Annotated in this window: 22 protein-coding genes and 2 rRNA genes (1 of these 24 cut by a window edge); 19 read left to right on the top strand and 5 right to left on the bottom strand. The window is 59.9% G+C overall.

The genetic code is table 11. The features are described 5' to 3' along the window. From ACZ5AC_RS11785 to ACZ5AC_RS11775, 3 genes are all read left to right on the top strand, one after another. Window positions 1-789, top strand: a 23S ribosomal RNA gene (locus tag ACZ5AC_RS11785) (it extends 2,154 nt beyond the left edge of the window). A gap of 32 nt (window positions 790-821) precedes the next feature. Then, window positions 822-936: ribosomal RNA gene (gene rrf / locus ACZ5AC_RS11780) — 5S ribosomal RNA — on the top strand. 27 nt (window positions 937-963) lie between these two features. Beyond that, window positions 964-1,464, top strand: a complete 501-nt coding sequence (locus tag ACZ5AC_RS11775) for a DUF456 family protein (protein ID WP_464247804.1) — start codon at window positions 964-966, stop codon at window positions 1,462-1,464. A gap of 16 nt (window positions 1,465-1,480) precedes the next feature. Here ACZ5AC_RS11775 and rnhA read toward each other — a convergent pair whose 3' ends face one another. Further along, window positions 1,481-1,942 carry a ribonuclease HI gene (gene rnhA / locus ACZ5AC_RS11770; RefSeq protein ID WP_464250613.1) on the bottom strand — a complete coding sequence of 154 codons (462 nt, stop codon included), beginning with the start codon at window positions 1,940-1,942 and terminating at the stop codon, window positions 1,481-1,483. 120 nt (window positions 1,943-2,062) lie between these two features. Between rnhA and hflK the strand changes: the two genes are divergently transcribed. Beyond that, a complete protein-coding gene (gene hflK / locus ACZ5AC_RS11765; protein ID WP_464247803.1) occupies window positions 2,063-3,139 on the top strand; it encodes an FtsH protease activity modulator HflK in 1,077 nt (358 codons plus the stop codon). Continuing rightward, entirely contained in the window at window positions 3,136-3,981 is an 846-nt protein-coding gene (gene hflC / locus ACZ5AC_RS11760; protein ID WP_464247802.1) for a protease modulator HflC, read from the top strand. Before hflK ends, hflC begins: the two co-directional genes overlap by 4 nt. Window positions 3,982-4,050: 69 nt before the next feature. Here the strand turns inward: hflC and purE are convergent, their stop codons facing one another. Genes purE through ACZ5AC_RS11740 form a run of 4 tightly spaced genes read right to left on the bottom strand, consistent with a single transcriptional unit; the run spans window position 4,051 to window position 9,959 of the window. Further along, window positions 4,051-4,533 carry a 5-(carboxyamino)imidazole ribonucleotide mutase gene (gene purE, locus ACZ5AC_RS11755; RefSeq protein ID WP_464247801.1) on the bottom strand — a complete coding sequence of 161 codons (483 nt, stop codon included), beginning with the start codon at window positions 4,531-4,533 and terminating at the stop codon, window positions 4,051-4,053. Beyond that, the gene (gene purD / locus ACZ5AC_RS11750) at window positions 4,530-5,807 is read right to left on the bottom strand and encodes a phosphoribosylamine--glycine ligase (protein WP_464247800.1); all 1,278 of its coding nucleotides are present in this window, start codon (window positions 5,805-5,807) and stop codon (window positions 4,530-4,532) included. The genes purE and purD overlap by 4 nt, the downstream gene beginning before the upstream one ends. A 42-nt stretch (window positions 5,808-5,849) precedes the next feature. Beyond that, a complete protein-coding gene (mutL, locus tag ACZ5AC_RS11745) occupies window positions 5,850-7,658 on the bottom strand; it encodes a DNA mismatch repair endonuclease MutL (protein ID WP_464247799.1) in 1,809 nt (602 codons plus the stop codon). A 3-nt stretch (window positions 7,659-7,661) separates the two neighbouring features. Then, window positions 7,662-9,959, bottom strand: coding sequence for an LPS-assembly protein LptD (locus tag ACZ5AC_RS11740; protein ID WP_464247798.1), 2,298 nt, complete (start codon window positions 9,957-9,959; stop codon window positions 7,662-7,664). 305 nt (window positions 9,960-10,264) lie between these two features. Between ACZ5AC_RS11740 and ACZ5AC_RS11735 the strand changes: the two genes are divergently transcribed. From ACZ5AC_RS11735 to ACZ5AC_RS11670, 14 genes are all read left to right on the top strand, one after another. Then, complete coding sequence (locus ACZ5AC_RS11735) at window positions 10,265-10,783, top strand: RsbRD N-terminal domain-containing protein (RefSeq protein WP_464247797.1); 519 nt, start codon at window positions 10,265-10,267, stop codon at window positions 10,781-10,783. 51 nt (window positions 10,784-10,834) lie between these two features. Next, window positions 10,835-11,848, top strand: coding sequence for a sulfate reduction electron transfer complex DsrMKJOP subunit DsrM (dsrM, locus tag ACZ5AC_RS11730; RefSeq protein ID WP_464247796.1), 1,014 nt, complete (start codon window positions 10,835-10,837; stop codon window positions 11,846-11,848). Next, entirely contained in the window at window positions 11,848-13,476 is a 1,629-nt protein-coding gene (gene dsrK, locus ACZ5AC_RS11725; protein ID WP_464247795.1) for a sulfate reduction electron transfer complex DsrMKJOP subunit DsrK, read from the top strand. The genes dsrM and dsrK overlap by 1 nt, the downstream gene beginning before the upstream one ends. Further along, entirely contained in the window at window positions 13,476-13,862 is a 387-nt protein-coding gene (dsrJ, locus tag ACZ5AC_RS11720; RefSeq protein ID WP_464247794.1) for a sulfate reduction electron transfer complex DsrMKJOP subunit DsrJ, read from the top strand. The genes dsrK and dsrJ overlap by 1 nt, the downstream gene beginning before the upstream one ends. Further along, the gene (gene dsrO / locus ACZ5AC_RS11715; protein WP_464247793.1) at window positions 13,859-14,653 is read left to right on the top strand and encodes a sulfate reduction electron transfer complex DsrMKJOP subunit DsrO; all 795 of its coding nucleotides are present in this window, start codon (window positions 13,859-13,861) and stop codon (window positions 14,651-14,653) included. Before dsrJ ends, dsrO begins: the two co-directional genes overlap by 4 nt. Window positions 14,654-14,664: 11 nt before the next feature. Then, window positions 14,665-15,819 carry a sulfate reduction electron transfer complex DsrMKJOP subunit DsrP gene (gene dsrP, locus ACZ5AC_RS11710; protein ID WP_464247792.1) on the top strand — a complete coding sequence of 385 codons (1,155 nt, stop codon included), beginning with the start codon at window positions 14,665-14,667 and terminating at the stop codon, window positions 15,817-15,819. Between the two features lie 176 nt (window positions 15,820-15,995). Next, window positions 15,996-16,184 carry a ferredoxin gene (locus ACZ5AC_RS11705; protein ID WP_464247791.1) on the top strand — a complete coding sequence of 63 codons (189 nt, stop codon included), beginning with the start codon at window positions 15,996-15,998 and terminating at the stop codon, window positions 16,182-16,184. A 164-nt stretch (window positions 16,185-16,348) separates the two neighbouring features. Continuing rightward, window positions 16,349-17,035: a YkgJ family cysteine cluster protein gene (locus ACZ5AC_RS11700; protein ID WP_464247790.1), complete on the top strand. Its 687-nt coding sequence runs from the start codon at window positions 16,349-16,351 to the stop codon at window positions 17,033-17,035. After that, the gene (locus ACZ5AC_RS11695) at window positions 17,028-17,399 is read left to right on the top strand and encodes a hypothetical protein (RefSeq protein ID WP_464247789.1); all 372 of its coding nucleotides are present in this window, start codon (window positions 17,028-17,030) and stop codon (window positions 17,397-17,399) included. Before ACZ5AC_RS11700 ends, ACZ5AC_RS11695 begins: the two co-directional genes overlap by 8 nt. Window positions 17,400-17,406: 7 nt before the next feature. Beyond that, complete coding sequence (locus ACZ5AC_RS11690; RefSeq protein WP_464247788.1) at window positions 17,407-18,030, top strand: tetratricopeptide repeat protein; 624 nt, start codon at window positions 17,407-17,409, stop codon at window positions 18,028-18,030. Between the two features lie 183 nt (window positions 18,031-18,213). Further along, window positions 18,214-19,527 (top strand): dissimilatory-type sulfite reductase subunit alpha, encoded by a 1,314-nt coding sequence (gene dsrA, locus ACZ5AC_RS11685; RefSeq protein ID WP_464247787.1) that lies wholly within the window; start codon window positions 18,214-18,216, stop codon window positions 19,525-19,527. A gap of 14 nt (window positions 19,528-19,541) precedes the next feature. Beyond that, window positions 19,542-20,702 carry a dissimilatory-type sulfite reductase subunit beta gene (gene dsrB, locus ACZ5AC_RS11680; RefSeq protein WP_464247786.1) on the top strand — a complete coding sequence of 387 codons (1,161 nt, stop codon included), beginning with the start codon at window positions 19,542-19,544 and terminating at the stop codon, window positions 20,700-20,702. A gap of 66 nt (window positions 20,703-20,768) precedes the next feature. Beyond that, the gene (locus tag ACZ5AC_RS11675; protein WP_464247785.1) at window positions 20,769-21,005 is read left to right on the top strand and encodes a dissimilatory sulfite reductase D family protein; all 237 of its coding nucleotides are present in this window, start codon (window positions 20,769-20,771) and stop codon (window positions 21,003-21,005) included. Window positions 21,006-21,029: 24 nt separating this feature from the next. Then, on the top strand, window positions 21,030-22,436 hold the full coding sequence (locus tag ACZ5AC_RS11670; RefSeq protein WP_464247784.1) for a cobyrinate a,c-diamide synthase: 1,407 nt from the start codon (window positions 21,030-21,032) through the stop codon (window positions 22,434-22,436). Window positions 22,437-22,499 lie beyond the last annotated feature (63 nt).

Raw genomic sequence — 22,499 nt, 5'->3', positions numbered from 1 at the left:
TAGGATAGGTGGGAGACTGCGAAGCGGGTACGCTAGTATCCGTGGAGTCAACCTTGAAATACCACCCTTGTTAGTTTAGGACTCTAATCCCTCGCCGTCATCCGGCAGGGAGACAGTGTCTGGTGGGTAGTTTGACTGGGGCGGTCGCCTCCCAAAGAGTAACGGAGGCGCGCAAAGGTTCCCTCAGGCTGATTGGAAACCAGCCGTCGAGTGCAAACGCATAAGGGAGCTTGACTGCGAGACAGACATGTCGAGCAGGTACGAAAGTAGGTGTTAGTGATCCGGTGGTCCCGCATGGAAGGGCCATCGCTCATCGGATAAAAGGTACGCCGGGGATAACAGGCTGATCGCATCCAAGAGTTCACATCGACGATGCGGTTTGGCACCTCGATGTCGGCTCATCACATCCTGGGGCTGGAGCAGGTCCCAAGGGTACGGCTGTTCGCCGTTTAAAGTGGTACGCGAGCTGGGTTTAAAACGTCGTGAGACAGTTTGGTCCCTATCTTCTGTGGGCGTAGGAGAATTGAGTGGGTCTGTTCCTAGTACGAGAGGACCGGAATGGACGATCCCCTAGTGGACCTGTTGTCGCGCCAGCGGCATAGCAGGGTAGCTATGATCGGAATGGATAACCGCTGAAAGCATCTAAGCGGGAAACCAGCCACAAGATAAGTTCTCCCTTGTCGAAAGACACTCAAGATCCCAGGAAGACCACCTGGTAGATAGGCCGGAAGTGTACGCGCAGTAATGCGTTCAGCTGACCGGTACTAATAGATCGTGAGTCTTAACTCTCTTCCTTCACCTGTTTCTCTTACATATTTCGTCCTGGTGACCACGGCGGAGGGGCCACACCCGATTCCATTCCGAACTCGGAAGTTAAGACCTCCAGCGCCAATGATACTGCCAGTCCACTGGTGGGAAAGTAGGTCGTCGCCAGGACTTTTTTTTCTTCCCTCTCACAACCACATGTCCGCTTTCTTCGCCGCCTTCGTATTCCTCCTTCTCATCACTGCCTTCGCTACTCACGTCTTCGGTCTGCCGGCGAACTGGTTGATCATTCTTATCCTCTGGATTTGGGACATCCTGAATCCGGAAGTGACAATTTCTGTTCGGACCTACCTGCTTTTCCTCTTTTTTTCATTTCTTGGGGAATGCATCGAGTTCGGGCTGCAGACTGTCGGCGCCAAAAAATATGGCGCCTCCCGGTCCGGAAACTGGGGCGCAATTGCCGGAGCCATTGCCGGCGCCATTTTCGGCGCCCCGTTCCTTTTGGGTCTGGGCGCTTTGGCCGGGGCCGTCATCGGGGCCTATTTCGGGTGTCTGGGCATCGAGCTTCTGAACAAACGCCCCGTGCACGAGGCCAAGCAGGCCGCCTTGGGGGCCATGCTGGGCAAGGTGCTCGGTCTTTCAGTCAAGATAGGGATTGGTGCCGTGTTGCTGGTTCAGTCTTTCGACGTCTTGTTCTGAAAATCGCCCGCGCCGGTCACGAATCCGCACGGTAACCTTCGTCAGCCACCCTTCCCGGAGCCTTGGCCGCGTTCTTGGCCAGTTCGTCGCAGCGTTCGTTTTCCGGATGTCCGTCGTGGGCCTTGATCCAGTGGAAGTGGACCTTATGCGTTTTCAGCAGAGGAATCAGCCGTTCCCACAAGTCCCGGTTTTTCACCGGCTTCTTGGCTGAAGTCAGCCACCCGTTTCTCACCCATCCCGCAATCCACCGCTTGGCAACTGCGTCGCATACGTATCGCGAGTCTGTGTGGACGTGGACGATGCATGGCCGTGAGAGTTCCGTGAGGGCATGGATGACCCCGCGGATCTCCATCCGATTGTTGGTCGTCTCAATATATCCTTTGCTGATTTCCTTCTTTCTGTCTCCCCAGACCAGAATTGCGGCCCAACCACCGGGACCCGGATTGCCAAGACTGGATCCATCTGTATAAATCGTCACGACGCAGCCCGGAGTCGGGCCCTTTTTTTCGGTGTCTTCAGGATGTAGGGCGGGTGCGGTCAATCGGGTATCCTCTCATTTCCTTGACCTCTCAGGAGGAGTCTTTTACCAAGGATAATTATGAATTGGGATTGGGAAAAACTACAAGAACGACGGCAGAGGCAGTCTGGGCCCATACCAGGCCCGGATCTCGGTGATTTGAACGAGAAAGTCAAACAGTTGAAACAGATGAACCTTCCCGGCTGGAAGGTCATCGTGGTCATCGCCGTTGTCCTCTGGCTCGGCAGCGGCATCTACATCGTCCAGCCGGACGAGGTAGGCGTTGTCAAACGCTTCGGCGCCTACGACCGCACCACGGAACCCGGCCCGCACTACCGTTTGCCGTTCCCCATTGAGTCCGTACTCACGCCCCAGGTCACGAAGATCCAGCGGATCGAAGTCGGATTCCGCGGGGGTTCAGCGCTCACCGCTGTCACCGGATCCCAGGTCCGCCTGGTCCCGGAGGAATCCCTCATGCTCACGGGCGACGAGAACATCGTCGATGTCCAGTTCATCGTGCAGTTCCTCATTGAGAACGCCCAGGATTACCTCTTCAACGTCGCCAATCAGGAAAAGACGGTGAAAGACGCCGCCGAGGCGGCCATGCGCGAGGTCATCGGTTACAACAAGATCGACGCAGCCCTCACGGACGACAAGCTGACCATCCAAAACGACACGCGCGATCTCCTCCAGAAGACCCTCGACAGCTACAAGAGCGGTATCAGGGTCGTGGCCGTGCAGCTCCAGGACGTGCACCCGCCCAAGCAGGTCATCGACGCCTTCAAGGACGTGGCCAGCGCCAAGGAGGACAAGAGCCGTTTCATCAACGAGGCCGAGGCCTACGAGAACGACCTGATCCCCCGTACCAGGGGTGAGGCTGCCGCCATAACCAACCAGGCCCAGGCCTACAAGGAGTCGAAGATACTCCAGGCACGGGGTGACAGCGACCGCTTCCTGTTCGTGCTGGAGGAGTACCGCAAGGCCAAGGACATCACCAAGAAGAGGCTCTATCTCGAAACCATGGAGGAAATCCTTTCCAGGCCCGAGGTCGAGAAGATCATCATTTCCAACGAGTCCATGCAGCGGGTGTTTCCGTACCTTCCCCTGCAGCGGTCGGGCAAGGCCGGCGTGTCAACTCAGGGAGGGGCGCAGCAATGAGAACGATCCAGATCGCTTTGGCCGCCATTGTTGTGAGCGTTTTCCTCCTGCTGCAGTGCGTGTTCGTGGTCGACCAGACCGAACGGGCCATACTCCTGCAGTTGGGCAAGCCCGTCGGTGAGGATTTCGGGCCCGGACTCAATTTCAAGCTGCCCTTCGTGCAGAACGTCATCTTCTTCGACGCCAGGGTCCTCGAGTACGACTCGCCGGCGGCCGAAATCATCACCCAGGACAAGAAGAACATGGTCGTGGACAACTATTCGCGCTGGGTGATCGAAAACCCGCTGCTGTTCTACAGGACGGTGCGCAACATCCAGGGCGGGTTGTCCCGCATCGACGACATCGTCTACTCGCAGCTGCGCGAGGCTCTCGGTCGCTATACCCTGACTGAAATCGTCGCGATCGAACGCTCCACCATCATGGAGGAAGTCACGGCCAAAGCCAATTCCCTGCTTCGCGACTACGGCATCCGCGTCATCGACGTGCGCATCAAGCGCACCGACCTGCCCAAGGAGAACCAGATGGCCATCTACGGCCGCATGCAGGCAGAGCGCGAGCGGCAGGCCAAGCAGTATCGTTCCGAAGGCCGGGAAGAGGCCGCGAAGATCACGACCATGGCCGACAGGCAGAGGGCGGTCATCCTGGCCGATGCGCGCAGGGCTGCCGAGTCCGCCCGCGGCGAGGGCGAGGCTGCCGCTACGGCCATCTACGCCCAAGCCCTTACGCAGGACCCCGAATTCTACGAGTTCGTGCGGACTATGGATGCGTATAAGAAGACCATGAAGGACCAGACGCAGTTCGTTCTGACTCCTGAAAGCGAGTTCTTCAAGTTTCTGCAGTAGGCTGTCCGAACACAAGGCAAAAGAAAAGGCGGGGTGACCCGCCTTTTCTTTTGCCTTGGTTGCTGAACGCTACAGCGTTTTCGCGTCTTCCTCGACCTGCTCGATCATTTTGCGCCGTTCAGCCTGGATCCGCTCGGCAAGGGCCGCATCGTGCAGCGCCAGAATCTGGGCCGCAAGCCACGCCGAGTTGCGGGCGCCGACCTTGTCCAGGGCGAGGGTGCCGACGGGGAAGCCCGGAGGCATCTGGACCGTGGCCAGCAGAGCGTCCCAGCCGCCAAGCGACGAGGCCGAGATGGGGATGCCGAGCACCGGGCGGATGGTCTTGGCCGCCACGGCCCCGGCCAGATGCGCCGCCAGGCCGGCGGCGCAGATGAAGACCTGCACTCCGGCATCCTCCAGTTCGCGGATCAGCCGGGCCGTCCGCTCGGGGGTGCGGTGGGCGGAGGTGATGGTGAAGGTGTAGGAAATGCCGAGCTTGTCCAACACGTCCGCGCACGGCCGCACCGTGGCCTCGTCGGATTTGCTGCCCATGAAGATCGCAACCTGCGTCATTGTGTTCTCCTCAGTCCTTTGACGGCGATATCCGTGCGGTAATAGCTGTTTTCAAACGATATCCTTGCCACTGCCTCATAGGCGCGCTCCCGCGCCTGTTCGAGATCCGCGCCCAGGGCGGTCACGCCCAGAACCCGGCCGCCGCTGCTGACGGTCCGTCCGTCCAGGAGCTTCGTTCCGGCCTGGAAGACACTCACTCCCTCGACTTTCTCAGCCTCGTCGATGCCCTCGATGACCATCCCTTTGGGGTAGCTCTGGGGATAGCCCTTGGCGGCCAAGACCACGCAGCAACTGGTTTCCTTATGGTAGACCACCTTGGACGGGTCAAGCTCGCCGTGCACGCAGGCCAGCATGATCTCGACGAGATCGGACTTGAGGCGCGCCATGAGGGGCTGGCACTCCGGGTCTCCGAAGCGCACGTTGTACTCCAGGACCATGGGGCCCTTGCCCGTCATCATCAGGCCCGCATAGAGCACGCCCTTGAAAGGCTGGCCGATGGCCGCGAGGTGCGTGGTGATGGGGCGGATGGCGAGGTCGGCCATGGCTGCGTACCTGTCCTCGGGCAGGACCGGGGCCGGGCTGTAGGCGCCCATGCCTCCGGTGTTGAGGCCCGTGTCGTTGTCGCCGATGCGCTTGTGGTCCTGCAGGGAAGGCATGGGCACCACGGTCGTGCCGTCGCAGAAGGCCAGGAAGGATGCCTCCTCGCCCACCAGGGCCTCCTCGACGACCACCGTCAGGCCTGCGTCGCCGAAGACGCGGTCCAGCATCATGTCCTTTAGGGCGCCTTCGGCCTCGGCCATGGTCTGGGCGATGACCACGCCCTTGCCCGCGGCCAGCCCGTCGGCCTTGATGACCATGGGCAGGGGATGGGCGCGGACGTATTCCAGGGCGCTGTCGTAGGAGTCGAAAACCCGAAAGTCGGCCGTCGGCACCCCTGTCTCCCGCATCATGTTCTTGGCGAAGGCCTTGGAGCCCTCCAACTGGGCGGCGAAGGCGCACGGGCCGAAACACGGGATGTTCACCGCGTCGAGAGCTTCCTTGAGCCCCAGGACAAGGGGCAGTTCCGGGCCGGCGACGACAAGATCGACCCGGTTGTCCCGCGCGAAGGCGGTCAGCCCCTCGATGTCGTCGTCACGGATGGCGATATTGGTCCCGAGCAGGGCCGTGCCGCCGTTGCCGGGGGCGATGAAGAGCTTCGTGAGAAGCGGGCTGCGGCTTATTTTCCAGGCCAGGGCGTGTTCGCGGCCCCCGGCCCCAACGATGAGAATATTCAAAGGTTCCTCCTCAAGTCTGGTGCGTGGTTCGAGGCGCTCCTGTCAGGAGCGCCTCTTGAACAGTTTCTCCAGGTCGCCGACGGTCCAGAGCAGGGACACGGGGCGACCGTGCGGGCAGAAATTTCTGTCAGGCAGGGACTGCCAGGATTCGATCAAGGCCAGGGCCTCGTCAGGTGTTAGCACGTCGCCGGCCTTGATAGCCGCCTTGCAGGCCATGACCGCCCAGAGATCTTCCATGGATCTGGCCTTGTCGGCCAAGGCGTCCTCAAGGAATTCCCGAGCCCTGGACGGGGTCAGCAGGGCCGGTACGGCGTGCAGCAGGAGCTTAGGCCCTGCCGCCAGTTCGAGGGAAAAGCCGAGTCCGTCGAGCTGGGCCCAGATTTCCTGCACCAGCAGCGCCTGCGACGGGTGCATGGGGATTTCCAGCGGCATGAGCAGCGGTCGGCGGTCACCGCGGGAACCGCTCGAGCGCAGCATATGGAAAAGTACCCGCTCATGCGCCGCATGCTGGTCGATGAGCGTGATCCCGGCAGAACCCGTGAGGATGAGGTACGTGTCGGCGAACTGCCCTAGGTAGCGGGTGGATTCGGCCTCGGGCTGTGGACCGGGGTCGGGACTGCGCCGCGGTGCCGGTTCCGGTGCCGCGGGGGATGACTCGGGCGTTTCGAAAAGCTGCTGAACGGCCGCGGAGGATGAAAACTTCCTGGTCCAGGGCTGCTCGTACAGGGGACTGTCGGTCAGGGCAGGATCTGTGGTGGGGGAGACGTCCTTCTCCGGGGCTACGGAAACGGGCAGGACGGGAAGGGGACGTGCCACGGAGAATTGCGCAGTATTCTCGGCCAGCGTCGTCATGTCGTTGCCCGCCTCAAGAGCTTTGGACACTGCACGCCTCACGAGACGGAAGACGGCCCCCTCATCCTGAAAGCGGACCTCGGTCTTGGCCGGGTGCACGTTGACGTCGACCTCATCGGGGGGGAGTTGCAGGAACAGCACGGCCTGAGGGTATTCCTTGCCCAGTATCCTGCCGCGGTAGGCCTCCCGGATTGCGCTGATCATGGTCCTGTCTTGGACGGGGCGGCCGTTGACGTACACAAGAATGCGGTCGCCGCGGGCCTGGGCCGTCGCAGGGGCGCCGATGAGGCCCCGGACCGAGAACGGGCCGTCCGTCATGTCCACGTTGTGCGCGGCGTCCACCAGCTCCCTCGGCCAGACGGCGCTCAGGCGTCTGGCGAGGTCTTCGCCTGCCAGAAAGCGGTGCACGGTCCTGTCGCCGTTCAGCAGTTCGAAGTCCACGTCCAGGTTGGCAAGTGCGATGCGGACGAACAGTTCGCTGCATTTGCGCGTTTCCGTGGCGGGCTGTTTCAGGAACTTGAGCCGGGCCGGCACGTTGGCGAAGAGGTCCTGGACTTCGACCTCGGTCCCCCTAGGCATGGCCGCAGGGCCGATGGCCACTACACGGCCATGGAGCACTTCCAGCGCCGCGCCTTCCCCGTCGCGAGTGGCGGACGCCAGACGGAAGCGGGATACGGAGGCGATGCTCGGCAGCGCCTCGCCTCGGAACCCGAAGCTGCGGATGGCGCCGAGGTCCTGGATGGTCGAGAGCTTGCTTGTGGCGTGCCGCGTCAGGGCCAGCTCGAGTTCGTTTTCGGGGATGCCGCATCCATTGTCGCTGACCCGGATGCAGGACTGCCCGCCGTCCCGGATCAGGACGCGCAGACAGGTCGCGCCGGCATCCAGCGCGTTTTCGATAAGCTCCTTGAGGACGCTGGCGGGGCGTTCCACCACCTCGCCCGCGGCAATCTGGTTCTGCAGTTCGGGCGGGAGGAGGCGTATCTGCCTGGCGCTTGCCATGTTTTATCGGCCTACGGAGCCCAGCTGCGCCAGGATGACACGGAACTCGAAACGGGTGTCGTCATCGGTCTGGGTCCAGGCAGTCTCGGCAGAGAAGCACTGGTGATCGTAGCGCAGGGCGAGGCGCTTTTCCAGGTCGGTGCCGGACTCCCAGTCCACCCGGTAGAGGAACGCCGCGCTCCACTCCTTGGTGATGCCGAAACCTCCTCCGAAGCCGGCGATGCGTTGCCGCTCCTGCTCCTGCCTGAGGTATTCGTCGATCTCTTCCAGGAAATCCAGGCTGAAGGACGCGTACACCCGGTCTTCATAGTAGGCCCAGAGGGCGTGTTCGTGCTCGGTCACGTGGTTCTCGTACGGCGAGAACCACGTCTTGTTCGTCAGGTACAACCAGGGTGTGAGGCTCGTGGTCAGGTCGGCGAGCACGTCGGAAAATGGGCGGTTCGGGTATTCGTCCGTGTCGTCGCTTCTGGTCTCCTCGCGTATGTCGTACGACTGTTCGAGACGCAGGCGGGCCAGATCGAGATAGTCCACCTTCAGGGCCGACTTGCCTTGGGTGTCGGGGCTGGGCTGCATCCGTCCGGTCTTGGTGGTGAAGAGGTTGGTCAGGGAGTAGGTCAGTTCGTTGGTCGGCCTGATGCGGTCGTCCTCATCGAAATAAGGGTATTTGCCCTGCGACTCGAAGGGGATGTAGGTGTATTCAAGTCTCGGCTGTACGGCGTGTCTGAGTTTCAGCCAAGTGAAGGAGTCCGCGTCGGACGGGACGTCGCTTTCTTCCGTCAGGGTGAATACGCGCGAAAACTCCGTGTAGGCCGAGGTGGTGAAGTCCGGCAGGAACCTTGAGGGGTTGCTGTCATCGGTGTTCACGTCATCGTCTTCGTTTTCGTATTTCTCGACGAACCAGGTAGTGCCTCTGAGGCCGCCTTTGGGGATGACGGATCCGTACTCGAAGTGCAGGGGCAGGCCCACGATGGGGTGAACGTCGAGGCGCGATCCCGTGGTCCCGTATTCGCGCCAGAATGAGGCCAGCTGCGAACTGCCTTGGATGGTCAGGGGCGTGCTCAGGAGCTGGGTCTGATATAGGTGCAGGTTGAGTTCCGGCAGGCGTTGCAGGGTGGGGTCGTCGTCCCTGTCCTTGTTCGGCAGCTTGTTGTTGCTGCCGTATTCGAGATTCTGGGTGTATTCGACCAGACCCTGGACGCCGACATTGGCCCAGTTGTGGCTCAGCAGGAGTCGGTTCACGCGCAGTTCGCTGTCGTTGTCCTCGATGTCGCGGCCGAAATACTGCAGGAAATCCTTCCTGCTTTTGTTAAAGCCCGAATAGCCCCGTGAAAACTCGCGCAGGTAGTCCTGGTCCGAAACCAGGTCCAGATCGAGCTTGAGATTCCAGTCAGGCTCGCCGAGATAGCCGTCGAACTTGCCGCGTGCCCACCACCGGTTGCGGTTGTCGCGGCTCATTTGCGAATTGTCGCTGTAGAGAGAAGTTCCCTCGGTCTCCTGATCGAACAGATAGTCGAACTTGAAGATGCCCTTGGTGTGGATGTCGGGCACGAGCCTGTATTCACCGCCGAGCATGAGCCCTTTGGCCGTCATGAGGTGGGAATAGAGGGTTACGTCCTGTTCTTCGTCGATGACCTGGTAGTAGGGCTGGTCGTAGGTGATGCCGAGTTTGTCGCTCGTGCCGATCTCCGGGAGCAGGAAGCCGCTCTGCCGCTTGGTCTTGACCGGTATCACCGCGTAAGGCGCCATGAGCATCGGCTGATCCATGATCTGGAAGCGCGGACCCCAGAGATGGGCATAGCCGTCAACGGTGATGTCGCCTCGCGACGTCTTGATGGACCAGGCTGGCCGGTCTCCGTCGCAGACCGTGACGGTGGCTTCGCGGAACTCGTACGTTTCGGGGCCGGTTTTCTTCAGCACGGCTCCCTCGAAGTACATGTGCGGATCCTCCATGAAGACCTGGCCGTTCTTGAGCCACCCCGTGTTCGATTCGAGGTCGAATTCGGCTTCCTCGGCCTTCAGGAAATCCCCCTGGAATTTGGCCTCGACGTTGCCCCGGAGAAAGACCCATTTCGTGGATTGGTAATAGCGCGCGTACTCGGCGCGTATGTAGTCGGCACCGCGTTCGAGCACCACGTTGCCGAAGGCTTCGATGTATTTGTTGTCATGGCTGGCTGCGGTCCTGTCGGCCAACAGACGCCAGGACTGGGGTTCCGTGTCGGTGGCGTCGTCGGCGAGAGCCAGTCCGGCCGAAAAGAGAAACAAGCAGACCAGACCGGAAAGCAGAATGCGTAACTTCATCATGTAGGTGCCGTTGCGGGGGTCGAAAGTTCGTGTGGACGTGGCGGCACTGGTAGCACAAGCGGAGCTGGATGCCTAGCCCGAAGACGCGGGGTGGCCGGAACGGGCCTTGGCCCCGGCCAGCCGGAAACATGAATTAACATGGCGGATTCACGGCCATGTTATTCCAGTCATCCTTGTTTCATTTTTCACAAACGCTTGACCTTGAGGGGGAGGTGATTTAAGAACCGCGCAAATCTGTCCTGCTCGCCACATGCGTTGCCAAGACAACGTTCGCTTTTTTTAACAATCTGGAATTCAAGGTAATTATGGAATTCAGCAAATTTTTGACCGACAATCAGAAGGGCATTTGCGCGCAATGGACTGATGCCATCATCAAAACCTATCCTGACGAAGGCGCCAAATTTTTCTCCGGGTCTTCCAACCAGTTCGCCAACCCGGTCGGGCATACCTTTCGTAGCAACATCGAGAAGATATTCATGACCCTTTTGCGCGGCGGGGACGTCGCGGAGTGTTCCACGGATCTGGACGGGATTCTGCGCATCAGGGCGGTGCAGGGTTTTGCGCCGTCCGTGGCCCTGAGCTTTCTGCCGGCGCTCAAGGAGATCGTGCGCCGGGAGTTGGCCAAGACCGGCCGGGTGCAGGAGATGGATGAGGCGCTGCACGACTGGAACGTGCGTGTCGATCGCCTGACCATGCTCGGATTCGATCTGTATATGGCTTGCCGCGAGGTTCTTTGGAAGCAAAAAGCCAACCAACTGTACAGCAGAACGCACAAGCTGCTTGAAAAAGCGAATTTGCTGAAAGACGAGGAGGTAGCGGGGTAGTGTCCGTTAAGTATATTTTCAGTGTTAACCCTTTAGCGAGGTAAAAGGTACATGAAAGCTCTTTACTCCCTATTCCTGGTCTTTGCCCTCGCGGCAATAGCCCTTGTGGGCGCCGGGGCCTTGGGTATGGAAAAAGCCTTTGGGCTGTACATACCCTTCCTGGCAGTCGCGGTTTTCGTGGTGGGATTCTGTATGAGGGTTGTGGACTGGGGCAAATCGGCAGTGCCGTTCTGCATCCCCACAACATGCGGCCAGCAGGAGTCGCTGCCCTGGATCAAGCAGAGCACCATCGAGAACCCCTCCACCACGGGCGGCGTCGTGATGCGCATGCTTTTCGAAGTGTTGCTGTTCAGGTCCCTGTTCCGCAACACCAAGGTGGACCTGCATGAAGGCACCAAGGTGACGTACGGTTCGAGCAAGTGGCTGTGGCTTGGCGCACTGGCCTTCCACTACTCCTTCCTGACCATCGTGCTGCGCCACATGCGCTTCTTCACCGAGCCGGTTCCGGGGCTGATCGCCGGCATCGAGTCCATGGACGCCATGCTGCAGATCGGCGCGCCGACCCTGTACCTGACAGACCTCGTCTTCGTCATCGCGGTGACCTATCTTTTCCTGCGCCGTGTCGTCGTGCCCCAGATCCGCTACATCTCCCTGGTGCAGGACTACTTTCCGCTGTTCCTGATCCTCGGCATCGCCTTCTCGGGCATCTTCATGCGTTACTTCGCAAAGGTCGACATCATTGCTGTCAAGCAGCTGGCCATGGGCCTGGTGACCTTCTCATGGAACGTCCCCGAGGGCATCGGCGTGATGTTCTACATCCACATGTTCCTGGTCTCCGTGCTGCTGGCCTACTTCCCCCTGAGCAAGCTCATGCACATGGGCGGCGTGTTCCTCTCGCCCACGCGCAACATGAACTGCGCTTCCAGAAAGTTCAGGCATGTCAACCCCTGGAAGTTCGAGAACGTTCATTACCACACATATGAAGAATACGAGGACGAATTCCGTGAGAAGATGGTCGAGAAGGATCTTCCTGTGGACAAGCCTCTAGCAGAAGGAGCCGAGTAATGTCTGATCTGCCACGCCCTGAAGAGCTTTTTGCAAGTATCGACTACACGCCCCCCAAGGCGGACTGGATGGACGTGCCGACGGTGATCAAGCCCGGCCGCTACTGCTACGCCGCCAACCCCGAGAGCGTTAAATACGTCGGCCTGCCCAACGCCCACAAGTGGAACCCCCTCGACGACGACTGGGGCCTCCCCGAGAACTGGCAGGAGATCATCTTCAACGGACTTCGCGAACGTCTGCACAAGTTCCGTTCCTTCAAGATCTTCATGGACATCTGCGTGCGCTGCGGCGCCTGCGCGGACAAATGCCACTTCTTCATCGGCTCCGGCGACCCCAAGAACATGCCGGTGCTGCGCGCCGAACTGCTGCGCTCCGTGTACCGCGGCGAGTTCACGACCTTCGGCAAGATTCTCGGCCGCTTCGTCGGCGGACGCAAGCTGACGGCTGAAGTGCTCAAGGAGTGGTGGTACTACTTCTTCCAGTGTTCCGAGTGTCGCCGCTGTTCCGTGTTCTGCCCCTACGGCATAGACACGGCCGAGGTGACCATCATCGGCCGCGAACTGCTGAACCTGCTGGGTCTGAACATCGACTGGATCGCCACACCGGTGGCCAACTGCTATCGCACCGGCAACCACCTCGGCATCCAGCCTCACGCCTTCTTCGACATGATCGACTTCTTCTGCGACGACATCGAAGACATCACCGGCATCCGGCCTGAGCCGAACTTCAACCAGAAGGGCGCCGACATCCTCTTCATCACGCCTTCCGGCGACGTCTTCGCAGACCCCGGCACCTACACCTGCATGGGCTACCTCATGCTCTTCGAGTACCTCAAGCGCGAGTACGGCCTGAGCGTGACCTGGTCGACCTACGCCTCAGAGGGCGGCAACTTCGGTTTCTTTACCTCGCACGAAACCATGAAGCGCCTGAACTCAAAGATGTACATGGAAGCCGACCGCTTGGGCGTGAAGTGGATTCTCGGCGGCGAGTGCGGCCACATGTGGCGCGTCATCCATCAGTACATGGACACCCTGAACGGCCCCGACTTCCAGTCCTCGCGCATGGAGACCCCGGTCAACCCCATCACGGGCACGGTGTTCAAGAACGCCGCCAGCACCAAGATGGTCCACATCGCCGAGTTCACCGCGGACCTGATCAAACACGGCAAGCTCAACCTGAACAAGAAGCGCAACGCCAACGTTCACCTGACCTGGCACGACTCCTGTAACCCCGCCCGTGGCATGGGCCTCCTCGATGAGCCCCGTTTCGTGGCCAAGAGCGTGGTGGAGAAGTTCACCGACATGCCCGAAGGCACCATCCGCGAGCAGACCTTCTGCTGCGGCGGCGGAGCTGGCCTCAACGCCGGCGAGAACGACGAACTGCGCATGATGGGCGGCCTGCCCCGCGCCAATGCGGTGAAGTATGTTCACGAGAAATACGGCGTGAACATGCTGGGTTGCGTCTGCGCCATCGACCGCGCGGTGCTTCCCAACTCCATGGCGTACTGGGTGCCTGAAGTCAGCGTCTGCGGCCTGCACGAACTTGTCGCCAACGCGCTGGTTTTCCCTGGCGAAAAGGAACGTGAAACCGATCTGCGTGGTGAAGACCTGCCCGGGGAGGATGAATAATGTACGACAAGAATAAAATACTGACCGGTCTTGCCGTGTTCGTGGTCTTCATGACCTATCCTTTCTGGAACAACATCGGCAGTGCGGCCTACGTGAGACCCGAGATCGAGAAGCCCAAGAACTCCAAGGAGTGCGTGGAGAGCGTGGAGTTCATGCGCGCGGAGCACATGGCCATGCTCAACGAGTGGCGTGACGAGGTCGTCCGCGACGGCGTGCACGAGTATCATTCCAAGGCCAACCACCAGGTCTTCCAGAAGAGCCTGACCAAAACCTGCATGAAATGTCACGAGAACAAGGATCAGTTCTGCGACAAATGCCACGCGACGGTTTCCGTGAACCCCTACTGCTGGGATTGTCATGTTGATCCGAAGGGGGTGAAGAAATGAAGACCATGCGTAGAAACTTCCTGAAAATTGCCGCCGTGGCCGTGCTCGGCTGGAGTGTGCGTCCCGCCTCCGAGCTTCTGGCCTCCGGCGGCTCGGAGCCGAGCGAGGGGCTGCTTTTCGCCTCCCGTCACAAGGTTCATGCCGGGCCCAACTCCCTTACGGCCAAGCGCTGGGCCATGGTCATCGACACGGCCAAGCTGAACGAAAAGGTCATGGAAGACATCGTGCATGTCTGCCATACCATCCACAACGTGCCGAACATCCCGGGCAACCAGAACATCAAGTGGATCTGGGAGACGCACATGGAGCATCTCTTCCTGGACGAGCACAACGAGTTCCAGCCCGAGACGGCCGCCAAGTCCGCCCTGGCCCTGTGCAACCATTGCGACAACCCGCCCTGCGTCCGCGTCTGCCCGACCAAGGCCACGTTCCAGCGCGAGGACGGCATCGTCATGATGGACTTCCACCGCTGCATCGGCTGCCGCTACTGCATGGCCGGCTGCCCCTACGGTTCCAGAAGCTTCAACTTCATGGACCCCCGCCCGTACATTGAAACGACCACCCCCGATTTCCCGACCCGGACCAAGGGCGTCGTCGAGAAGTGCGAGTTCTGCGCCGAGCGTCTGGTCGAAGGCAAGATGCCGGCCTGCGTCGAGGTTTCCGAAGGGGCCCTGGCGTTCGGCGATCTGGCCGACCCCGAGTCCGATGTGCGCAAGCTCATGGCGGAGCGTTTCGCCATCAGGCGCAGCCCGCACCTCGGAACCAAACCTTGTGTCTACTATCTCGTGTAAAGGGGTGAACCATGCTTGAAAAAGCCATACAAGGATCGAAAGTATACTGGGGCTGGATCGCCTTTCTGCTCCTCCTGATGAGCATCGGGGCGGCCTGCTACTGGCAGCAGCTCTCCCACGGCCTGACCATCACCGGCATGAGCCGCGACGTGACCTGGGGCTTCTACATCGCGCAGTTCACCTTCCTGGTCGGCGTGGCCGCTTCGGCCGTCATGCTGGTAATCCCCAAGTACCTGCACGACTACCACAAGTTCGGAAAGATTCTCATTCTGGGCGAATTCAACGCCGTGGCCATGGTCATCCTGTGCCTGCTCTTCATCGTTGCCGACCTGGGCTCCCCGCAGCGCCTGATGAACGTGCTCCTGCACCCCACGCCCAACTCTGTCCTGTTCTGGGACATGGTGGTGCTGAACGGCTACCTGCTCATCAACATCCTGGTCGGCTGGGTGACCCTCGAAGCCGAGCGCAAGCAGATCGCGCCGCCCAAGTGGATCAAGTTCTTCATCTATCTGTCCATTCCCTGGGCGGTGTCCATCCATACGGTCACGGCCTTCCTGTACTGCGGTCTGCCCGGCCGCGGCTACTGGCTGACCGCCGTGCTGGCCGCCCGCTTCCTGGCTTCGGCCTTTGCCGCCGGCCCCGCGTTCCTCATCCTGGTGACGTACATCGCCAAGATCTTCACCGGCTTCGACCCCGGCAAGGGCGTCCTGCCCACCCTGGGCAAGACCGTGGTCTACGCCATGTGCGTGAACCTGTTCCTGCTCCTGTGCGAGGTGTTCACGGTCTTCTACAGCCAAATCCCGTCGCACATGGCGCACCTGCAGTACCTCTTCGCCGGCTACCACGGCCACGGCGTGCTCGTGCCCTGGATGTGGTCGGCCATGATCATGGCCGTTGCGGGCATCCTGATTCTGATCGTGCCCAAGAACAGGCAGCAGGACAATCTGCTCATCATCGGTTGCCTCCTGATCTTCATCGGGGCCTGGATCGACAAGGGTCTCGGCATGATCGGCGGCGGCTTCGTGCCGAACCCCCTGCACGAAATCACCGAGTACGTCCCCTCCCAGCTTGAACTGGGCGTGTCCCTTGGCATTTATGCCACCGGCTTCCTGGTGCTGACCATCCTGTACAAGGTCGCAATCGGCGTGAAGCAGGAAGTGGAGTAGATCGCCTCCCCTGCGGGCGCCCTGCCGGGCGCCCGCATTTTTTCTGCCTGAAATCACAGCGAAAATTTACTTTGCGTCAAGGTCGCTATTTGGGTTTACAGGTTTTTTGATCGTGTGTAAGGGTCCCTTATCCAACTCGCAAAAGCGGGAATTTCAAAGAATTTTGGAGGTAGATCATGGGTTATACTGTTACCGTCGATGTCGACAAATGCGTTGGTGATGGCGAGTGCGTGGACGTGTGCCCCGTCGAAGTTTACGAACTTCAGGGCGGCAAGGCCGTGGCCGTGAACGAAGAAGAGTGCCTCGGCTGTGAGTCCTGCGTCGAAGTCTGCGACCAGGGCGCCATCACCATCGAAGAAAACTAGGTCTTTTTCTCAGGCAGGCCCCCTGTGGGCCTGCCTTTGTCCGAACCCCCAACGGCTCAGGGCGTGCTCCCTGTTTCGCCGATATTCACAATTTTCAGTCCCAGATTCGGCTGCCGTGCCCATTTCCACGGGATGCCCCGCGCTCCCGGTGAAGGTAGTATTCCATGAATTCAGACTTCTCAGTTTTCTTCAGCGAGTATGAAGCCCTTGTGGCCCAGATTGACGCCGTTTTCCAGAAGGTTGCCGGAAACTTCGCCGCTGAGGTGAAGTGCAGGCAGGGATGCAGCGACTGCTGCCATGCCCTTTTCGACCTGACGCTCATCGAGGCCATGTACCTGAACTCGAAGTTCGCCGAACTGGAAGAGTCCCGCCGCAACGCGATTCTGATCGAGGCCGACAAGGCCGACCGCAAGGCCTACGTCTTCAAGAAGAAGGCATCCCGCGAAGCGGAAGTGGTGGATCATTCCGAAATCCTGCTGCGCACGGCCCAGGAACGCCTGCGCTGTCCACTGCTCGGCCCGGACGACAACTGCGTCCTGTACCGCTACCGGCCCATCACTTGCCGGATTTACGGAATTCCGCTCGAAATTGGCGGCAAGTCGCACACCTGCGGCCTGTCCGGCTTCGAGCCCGGCAAGTCCTACCCGGCGGTGAAGCTCGAGCGCATCCAGGACATGCTGCTGGCTTTGAGCAACAAGGTGCTGGACTCCGTAGGCTCGCAGTACTCCGATTTCAGGTTCATGCACGTCCCTGTATCTTCGGCCCTTATGACCGTCTACTCCGATGAGTTTTTTGGTCTGCAGAAAGACGATACCGCCACGGGCTGCGTCGCCGGAGGACCTGATGCATAAGCCTTTCGCCATGACCGAAGAGCACGAAGCACAGAAAAAGGCCATCTACGAGAAGATGTCTCCGCGGCGGCGCAAATTTGTGGACCGCATCGGCTACGAGCGCTGGAATCCTTTCGCCGAGCCCAAGGAACCCATCGAATGGCGCACGGACGGGACCAAGAGAACCACGCAGCAACTCGTCAGGGAGTACCTGCAGAAGCATGCCCCCGAGAAGTACAGCAACGCATACGGACAGGGCGTTCTCGAGATGTGTCTCGGTATGGTCAACGGAGACGAGCGCTATATCGGAATGTTCGAGTTTTCCCTGTGGTATGCTGAAGAACTAAAGAAGCACAGTGTCGACATCAACGATTACAAGCCCTAGGTGTCATATGAAAAAACATGCTGATTACGGCCCCAAGTCGGTGGCCGCCCTCAAGGCCGCTCTGCAGGACAATCCCGATTCCGCAACGCTCCTGTACAATCTGGGCGTGTCCCTGGTCGCGGAAAGAAACCTCGATGAGGCCCAGAAGGCTTTCGAGGAGGCTCTCGCCCTCGAACCCGGCATTGCCGAGGCTTACGTTCAGCTTGGCGGCCTGGCCATGCACCGCGGCGATCTGGACGAGTGTCTGAAGATGAACCGAAAGGCTACCGAGGTTCGTCCTCGATTCGCAGTTCCGTGGGGGAACATCGGGTTCGTGCACATGCAGCAGCAGAATCCCGACAAGGCGGTGAAGGCCCTGAAGAAGGCCATCAGCCTCGACCCGCAGTTCATTCAGGCCCACACGACCCTCGGGAGCGCCTACCTCGCCCTCGGTGATCCGGACGGGTGCATCATGCAGTGCAGCAAGGCCATCGAGATCGAACCGATGTTCGGTCCTGCCTACAACAACATCGGCCTGGCTTACCTGGAGAAGGGCGAGCCGAAGAAGGCCCTCATCTACTTCGACAAGGCCGTCGAGACCGGTTTCGACGTTGAGTCCCAAGTGCTGGCGGAGATCTCGCAATATAGATAAACTCTTTGTTCCGGGCCGACGGGGGGTGAAATACAGGTTGACAATTAACCGGTATTGTACGAAGATTCACGAGCATGAATTTTTCAAAACTTGCTGAAATTGTTAAGAGGTAGAGGGTCGCGCAGTTGTTAGGAACTCGCGCGATGACTGTGCACGGTCTAATCTTTTTAAGGAGGATGTGTAATGGCTAAACATGCGACCCCGTTGCTGGATCAGCTTCAGAGCGGTCCGTGGCCGAGTTTTGTGGCGGACATCAAGGAGGAAGCCGAGAGACGTCATAAGAACGTGAACAACGTGGAATACCAGATTCCCGTTGACGTTTGCGATGACCTTCTCGGTATCCTGGAACTGTCCTACAAGGACGGCACCACTCACTGGAAGCACGGCGGCATCGTCGGCGTTTTCGGTTACGGCGGCGGCGTTATTGGCCGTTACTGTGATCAGCCCCAGATGTTCCCGGGCGTAGCTCACTTCCACACCGTCCGCGTGGCCCAGCCCGCTGGCATGTACTACACCACGGATTTTCTGAAGCAGCTCTGCGATCTGTGGGAAATGCGCGGTTCCGGCCTGACCAACATGCACGGCGCCACCGGCGACATCGTGTTGCTGGGCACCACCACTCCTCAGCTGGAAGAGTTCTACTTCGAGCTGACCCACAAGTTGAACAACGACTTGGGCGGTTCCGGTTCCAACCTGCGCACCCCCGCTTCCTGTCTGGGCGACTCCCGCTGTGAGTGGGCCTGTTACGACGCCCAGGAGCTGTGCTACCAGATGACCCAGGAATACCAGGACGAACTGCACCGTCCTGCCTTCCCCTACAAGTTCAAATTCAAGTTTGATGGTTGCCCGAATGGCTGCGTGGCCTCCATCGCCCGTTCCGACATGTCCTTCATCGGCACCTGGCGCGACGACATCCGTATCGACCAGGAAGCTGTCGCCGCCTATATCGGTGGTGAAATCCAGCCCAACGGCGGCGCTCACGCCGGCAAGGACTGGGGTGCGTTCGACATCCAGAAGGAAGTCATCGACCTCTGCCCGACCGAATGCATGTGGCTGGAAGACGGCAAGCTGAAGATCAACAACCGTGAGTGCACCCGCTGCATGCACTGTCTGAACGTCATGCCCCGCGCTCTGCGCATCGGTAATGACCGCGGCCTGTCCATCCTCGTCGGCGCCAAGGCCCCGATTCTGGATGGCGCGCAGATGGGCTCCCTGCTCGTGCCCTTCATCAAGGTCGAAGAGCCTTATGACGAGATCAAGGAGATCATCGAAGGCATTTGGGAATGGTGGATGGAAGAAGGCAAGAACCGTGAGCGTCTTGGTGAACTCATCAAGCGTCAGGGTCTGGCCAAGGCCATCGCTGCGGTCGGTCTGACTCCTGTGCCGCAGCACGTCATGGAACCCCGCCACAATCCGTACATCTTCTGGAAGGAAGAGGACGTTGAAGGCGGCTGGGATCGCGACATCGCGGAATACCGTAAACACCATCAGAGATAAGAAGGGGGTTGAAAATGGCTTTTGTTTCTTCCGGATACAATCCCGAAAAACCCATGGAAAACAGGATTTCGGACATCGGCCCCCGCCATGCTTCCGACTTCTTTCCTCCGGTTATTGCCAAGAACAAAGGGCAGTGGCTGTGGCATGAAATCTGCGAGCCCGGCATCCTGATGCACAAGGCCGAGAGCGGCGACGAAGTCTACACTGTTCGTTGCGGCGGCGCCCGCCTGATGTCCGTCGGTCACATTCGCGAAATCTGCGAAGTCGCCGACAAGTTCTGTGGCGGTCACCTGCGCTTCACCACCCGCAACAACATTGAGTTCATGGTTGGCACCCTTGCCGAAGCCAAGAAACTCAAAGAATACTTGAATGCCCAGAAGTTCGAAGGCGGCAGCTTCAAGTTCCCCGTTGGCGGGACCGGCGCCGGCATCACCAACATCGTCCACACCCAGGGTTGGGTCCACTGCCACACCCCGGCCACGGACGCCTCCGGTACGGTCAAGGTCGTTCTTGACGAACTGTTCGAAGAGTTCGGCCAGATGCGCATGCCCGCTCAGGTCCGCATCTCCATGGCTTGCTGTCTGAACATGTGCGGCGCCGTTCACTGCTCCGACATCGCCATCCTGGGCTACCACCGCAAGCCCCCGGTCATCGACCACGAATGGCTGGACAACCTGTGCGAAATCCCGCTGGCCGTTGCCGCCTGCCCCGTAGGCGCCATCCGTCCGACCAAGAAGGAAATCGTCACTGAAGCCGGCGAGACCAAGACGGTCAACACCGTTGCCATCAAGAACGAGCGCTGCATGTTCTGCGGTAACTGCTACACCATGTGTCCGTCCCTGCCCCTGTCCGACCAGACTGGTGACGGCCTCGTCATCATGGCCGGCGGCAAGGTTTCCAACCGTATCAGCAATCCCAAGTTCTCCAAGGTCGTCGTGGCCTTCATCCCGAACGAGCCGCCCCGCTGGCCCACGCTGGCCAAGGTCATCCGCCAGATCGTGGAAGCCTACGCCGCCGACGCCCGTAAGTACGAGCGCGTTGGTGACTGGGCCGAGCGTATCGGTTGGGAACGTTTCTTCGAAAAGTGTAGTCTCGATTTCTCCGAGCACATGATCGATGATTTCCGTGATCCTGCTTACTACACCTGGCGCCAGACCACGAACTTCAAGTTCTAGTCCGACCTCGGGAAATGAAACCATAGGGCCGGCGAAAGCCGGCCCTAAACCATAAGAGAGGCGAGTATGGCAGATCCCAAAGACATCGTTCTGGAATTCATCCAGTCCAAGTCCAAGCAGAAGTCCAAATTTTACTTCAACGACCTGGCCGCCCTGTTCCCCGAAATGAAGATGCGCGAAGCCAAGAAGATCATCAACCAGCTGGTCTCTGACGGCGTGCTCGAGTACTGGTCCAGCGGCAGCACCACCATGTACGGTCTGCCCGGCGCCGGCAAGCAGGCCGGTGCGGAAGGCGAAGAATAAGCTTTTCAGATGCCTGCATCTGCTTTGTCTTGTCCGCGCGTTCTTGTGGCCGGCCTTGGTGGAGGTTCAGGCAAGACCATCGTCAGCCTGGGCCTGGCCCGGGCCTTTCAGGAGCAGGGACTCGCGGTCCAGACCTTCAAAAAGGGTCCAGATTATATCGATGCCAAGTGGCTGAGCCTGGCCAGCCATAGCGACACGACAAATCTGGATCCTTTCTTATTGTCCTCCGAAGTTCTGGAAAACCTTTTCCGCTTACGGGCGAAAGGGGCGGACCTGGCCCTTCTTGAGGGGAACCGCGGCCTGTACGACGGCAAGGACGTCGAAGGTTCCTGTTCCTCGGCGGAGCTGGCCAAGCTCCTGCGCTGCCCGGTGATCGTCGTCGCCGACTGCACCAAGGTCACGCGCACCATGGCCGCCATCATTCTCGGTCTGACGGCCTTTGATCCGCAGGTCGACATCCGCGGCGTGATCCTGAACCGCACTGCCGGGTGCCGCCACCAGAACATCCTGCGTGACTCCATCGAAAAATACACCGATGTGCGGGTACTTGGCATTCTGCCCAAGCTGACCGAGAATCCTATCCCCGAACGGCACATGGGGCTCATCTCCGACGCCGAGCACGGCGCGGATCCCTTCGCCGCAATCGCCGGATGTCTGCGCGCGAACGCCGATATCGACGCCTGCCTGGCCATTGCGCGTTCAGCTCCGCCGATATCCGGCGAGGTAGCGCCGCTGTACCCGGCCCCTGTTTCCGGAGCGACCGTGCGCATCGGCGTGGCCCGTGACGCTGCCCTTTGGTTCTATTACCAGGAGAATTTCGAGGCCCTGCGCCACGCAGGAGCCGAACTCGTCGAATTCAGCCTGCTGGCCGACGGAGCAGTCCCCGATGTGGACGCGGTCTACATGGGTGGCGGCTTTCCTGAGACTCTTGCCGCCGGGCTGGCTGACAACGAGTCCATGCGCCATTCTGTGCGCAGGTGCGTGGAGCAGGGCATGCCCCTTTACGCGGAATGCGGGGGCCTCATGTACCTGAGCCGTGAACTTCTGTTCGAGGGGGCGGCCTATCCCATGGCCGGGGTCTTCCCGCTGACGACGAAAGTCTTCCAGAAGCCGCAAGGGCACGGGTATATGAGTTCCCTGGTCGAAACGGCCAACCCTTTCTACAGTCCAAAGACACGCCTGACCGGGCATGAATTCCATTATTCGCGCTGCATCGACATCGAAAACGTTTCGTCCTTCGTGTTGCGTGTCGAGCGGGGGCAAGGCATGGCAAAGGGGTGCGACGGTGTGCTGCACCGCAACTGCCTGGCCGGGTATACGCACATGCACGCCTTGGGGAACCCTGCTTGGGCCGCAAATTTCGTGTCAGCCGCCCGAGTGTTCCAAGCCGCTCGTCTGGCCGGCAGCACCTGTCCCGATATCCGACTTTAAAAGTCCACTTGACGTTTTCGAGATTAGTTACTATTAACTAATCTCAAGAAATGGAGGTGAACT

It is taken from the genome of Desulfomicrobium aestuarii, assembly GCF_055385525.1.
This window is presented reverse-complemented; position numbering and strand designations above follow the sequence as displayed.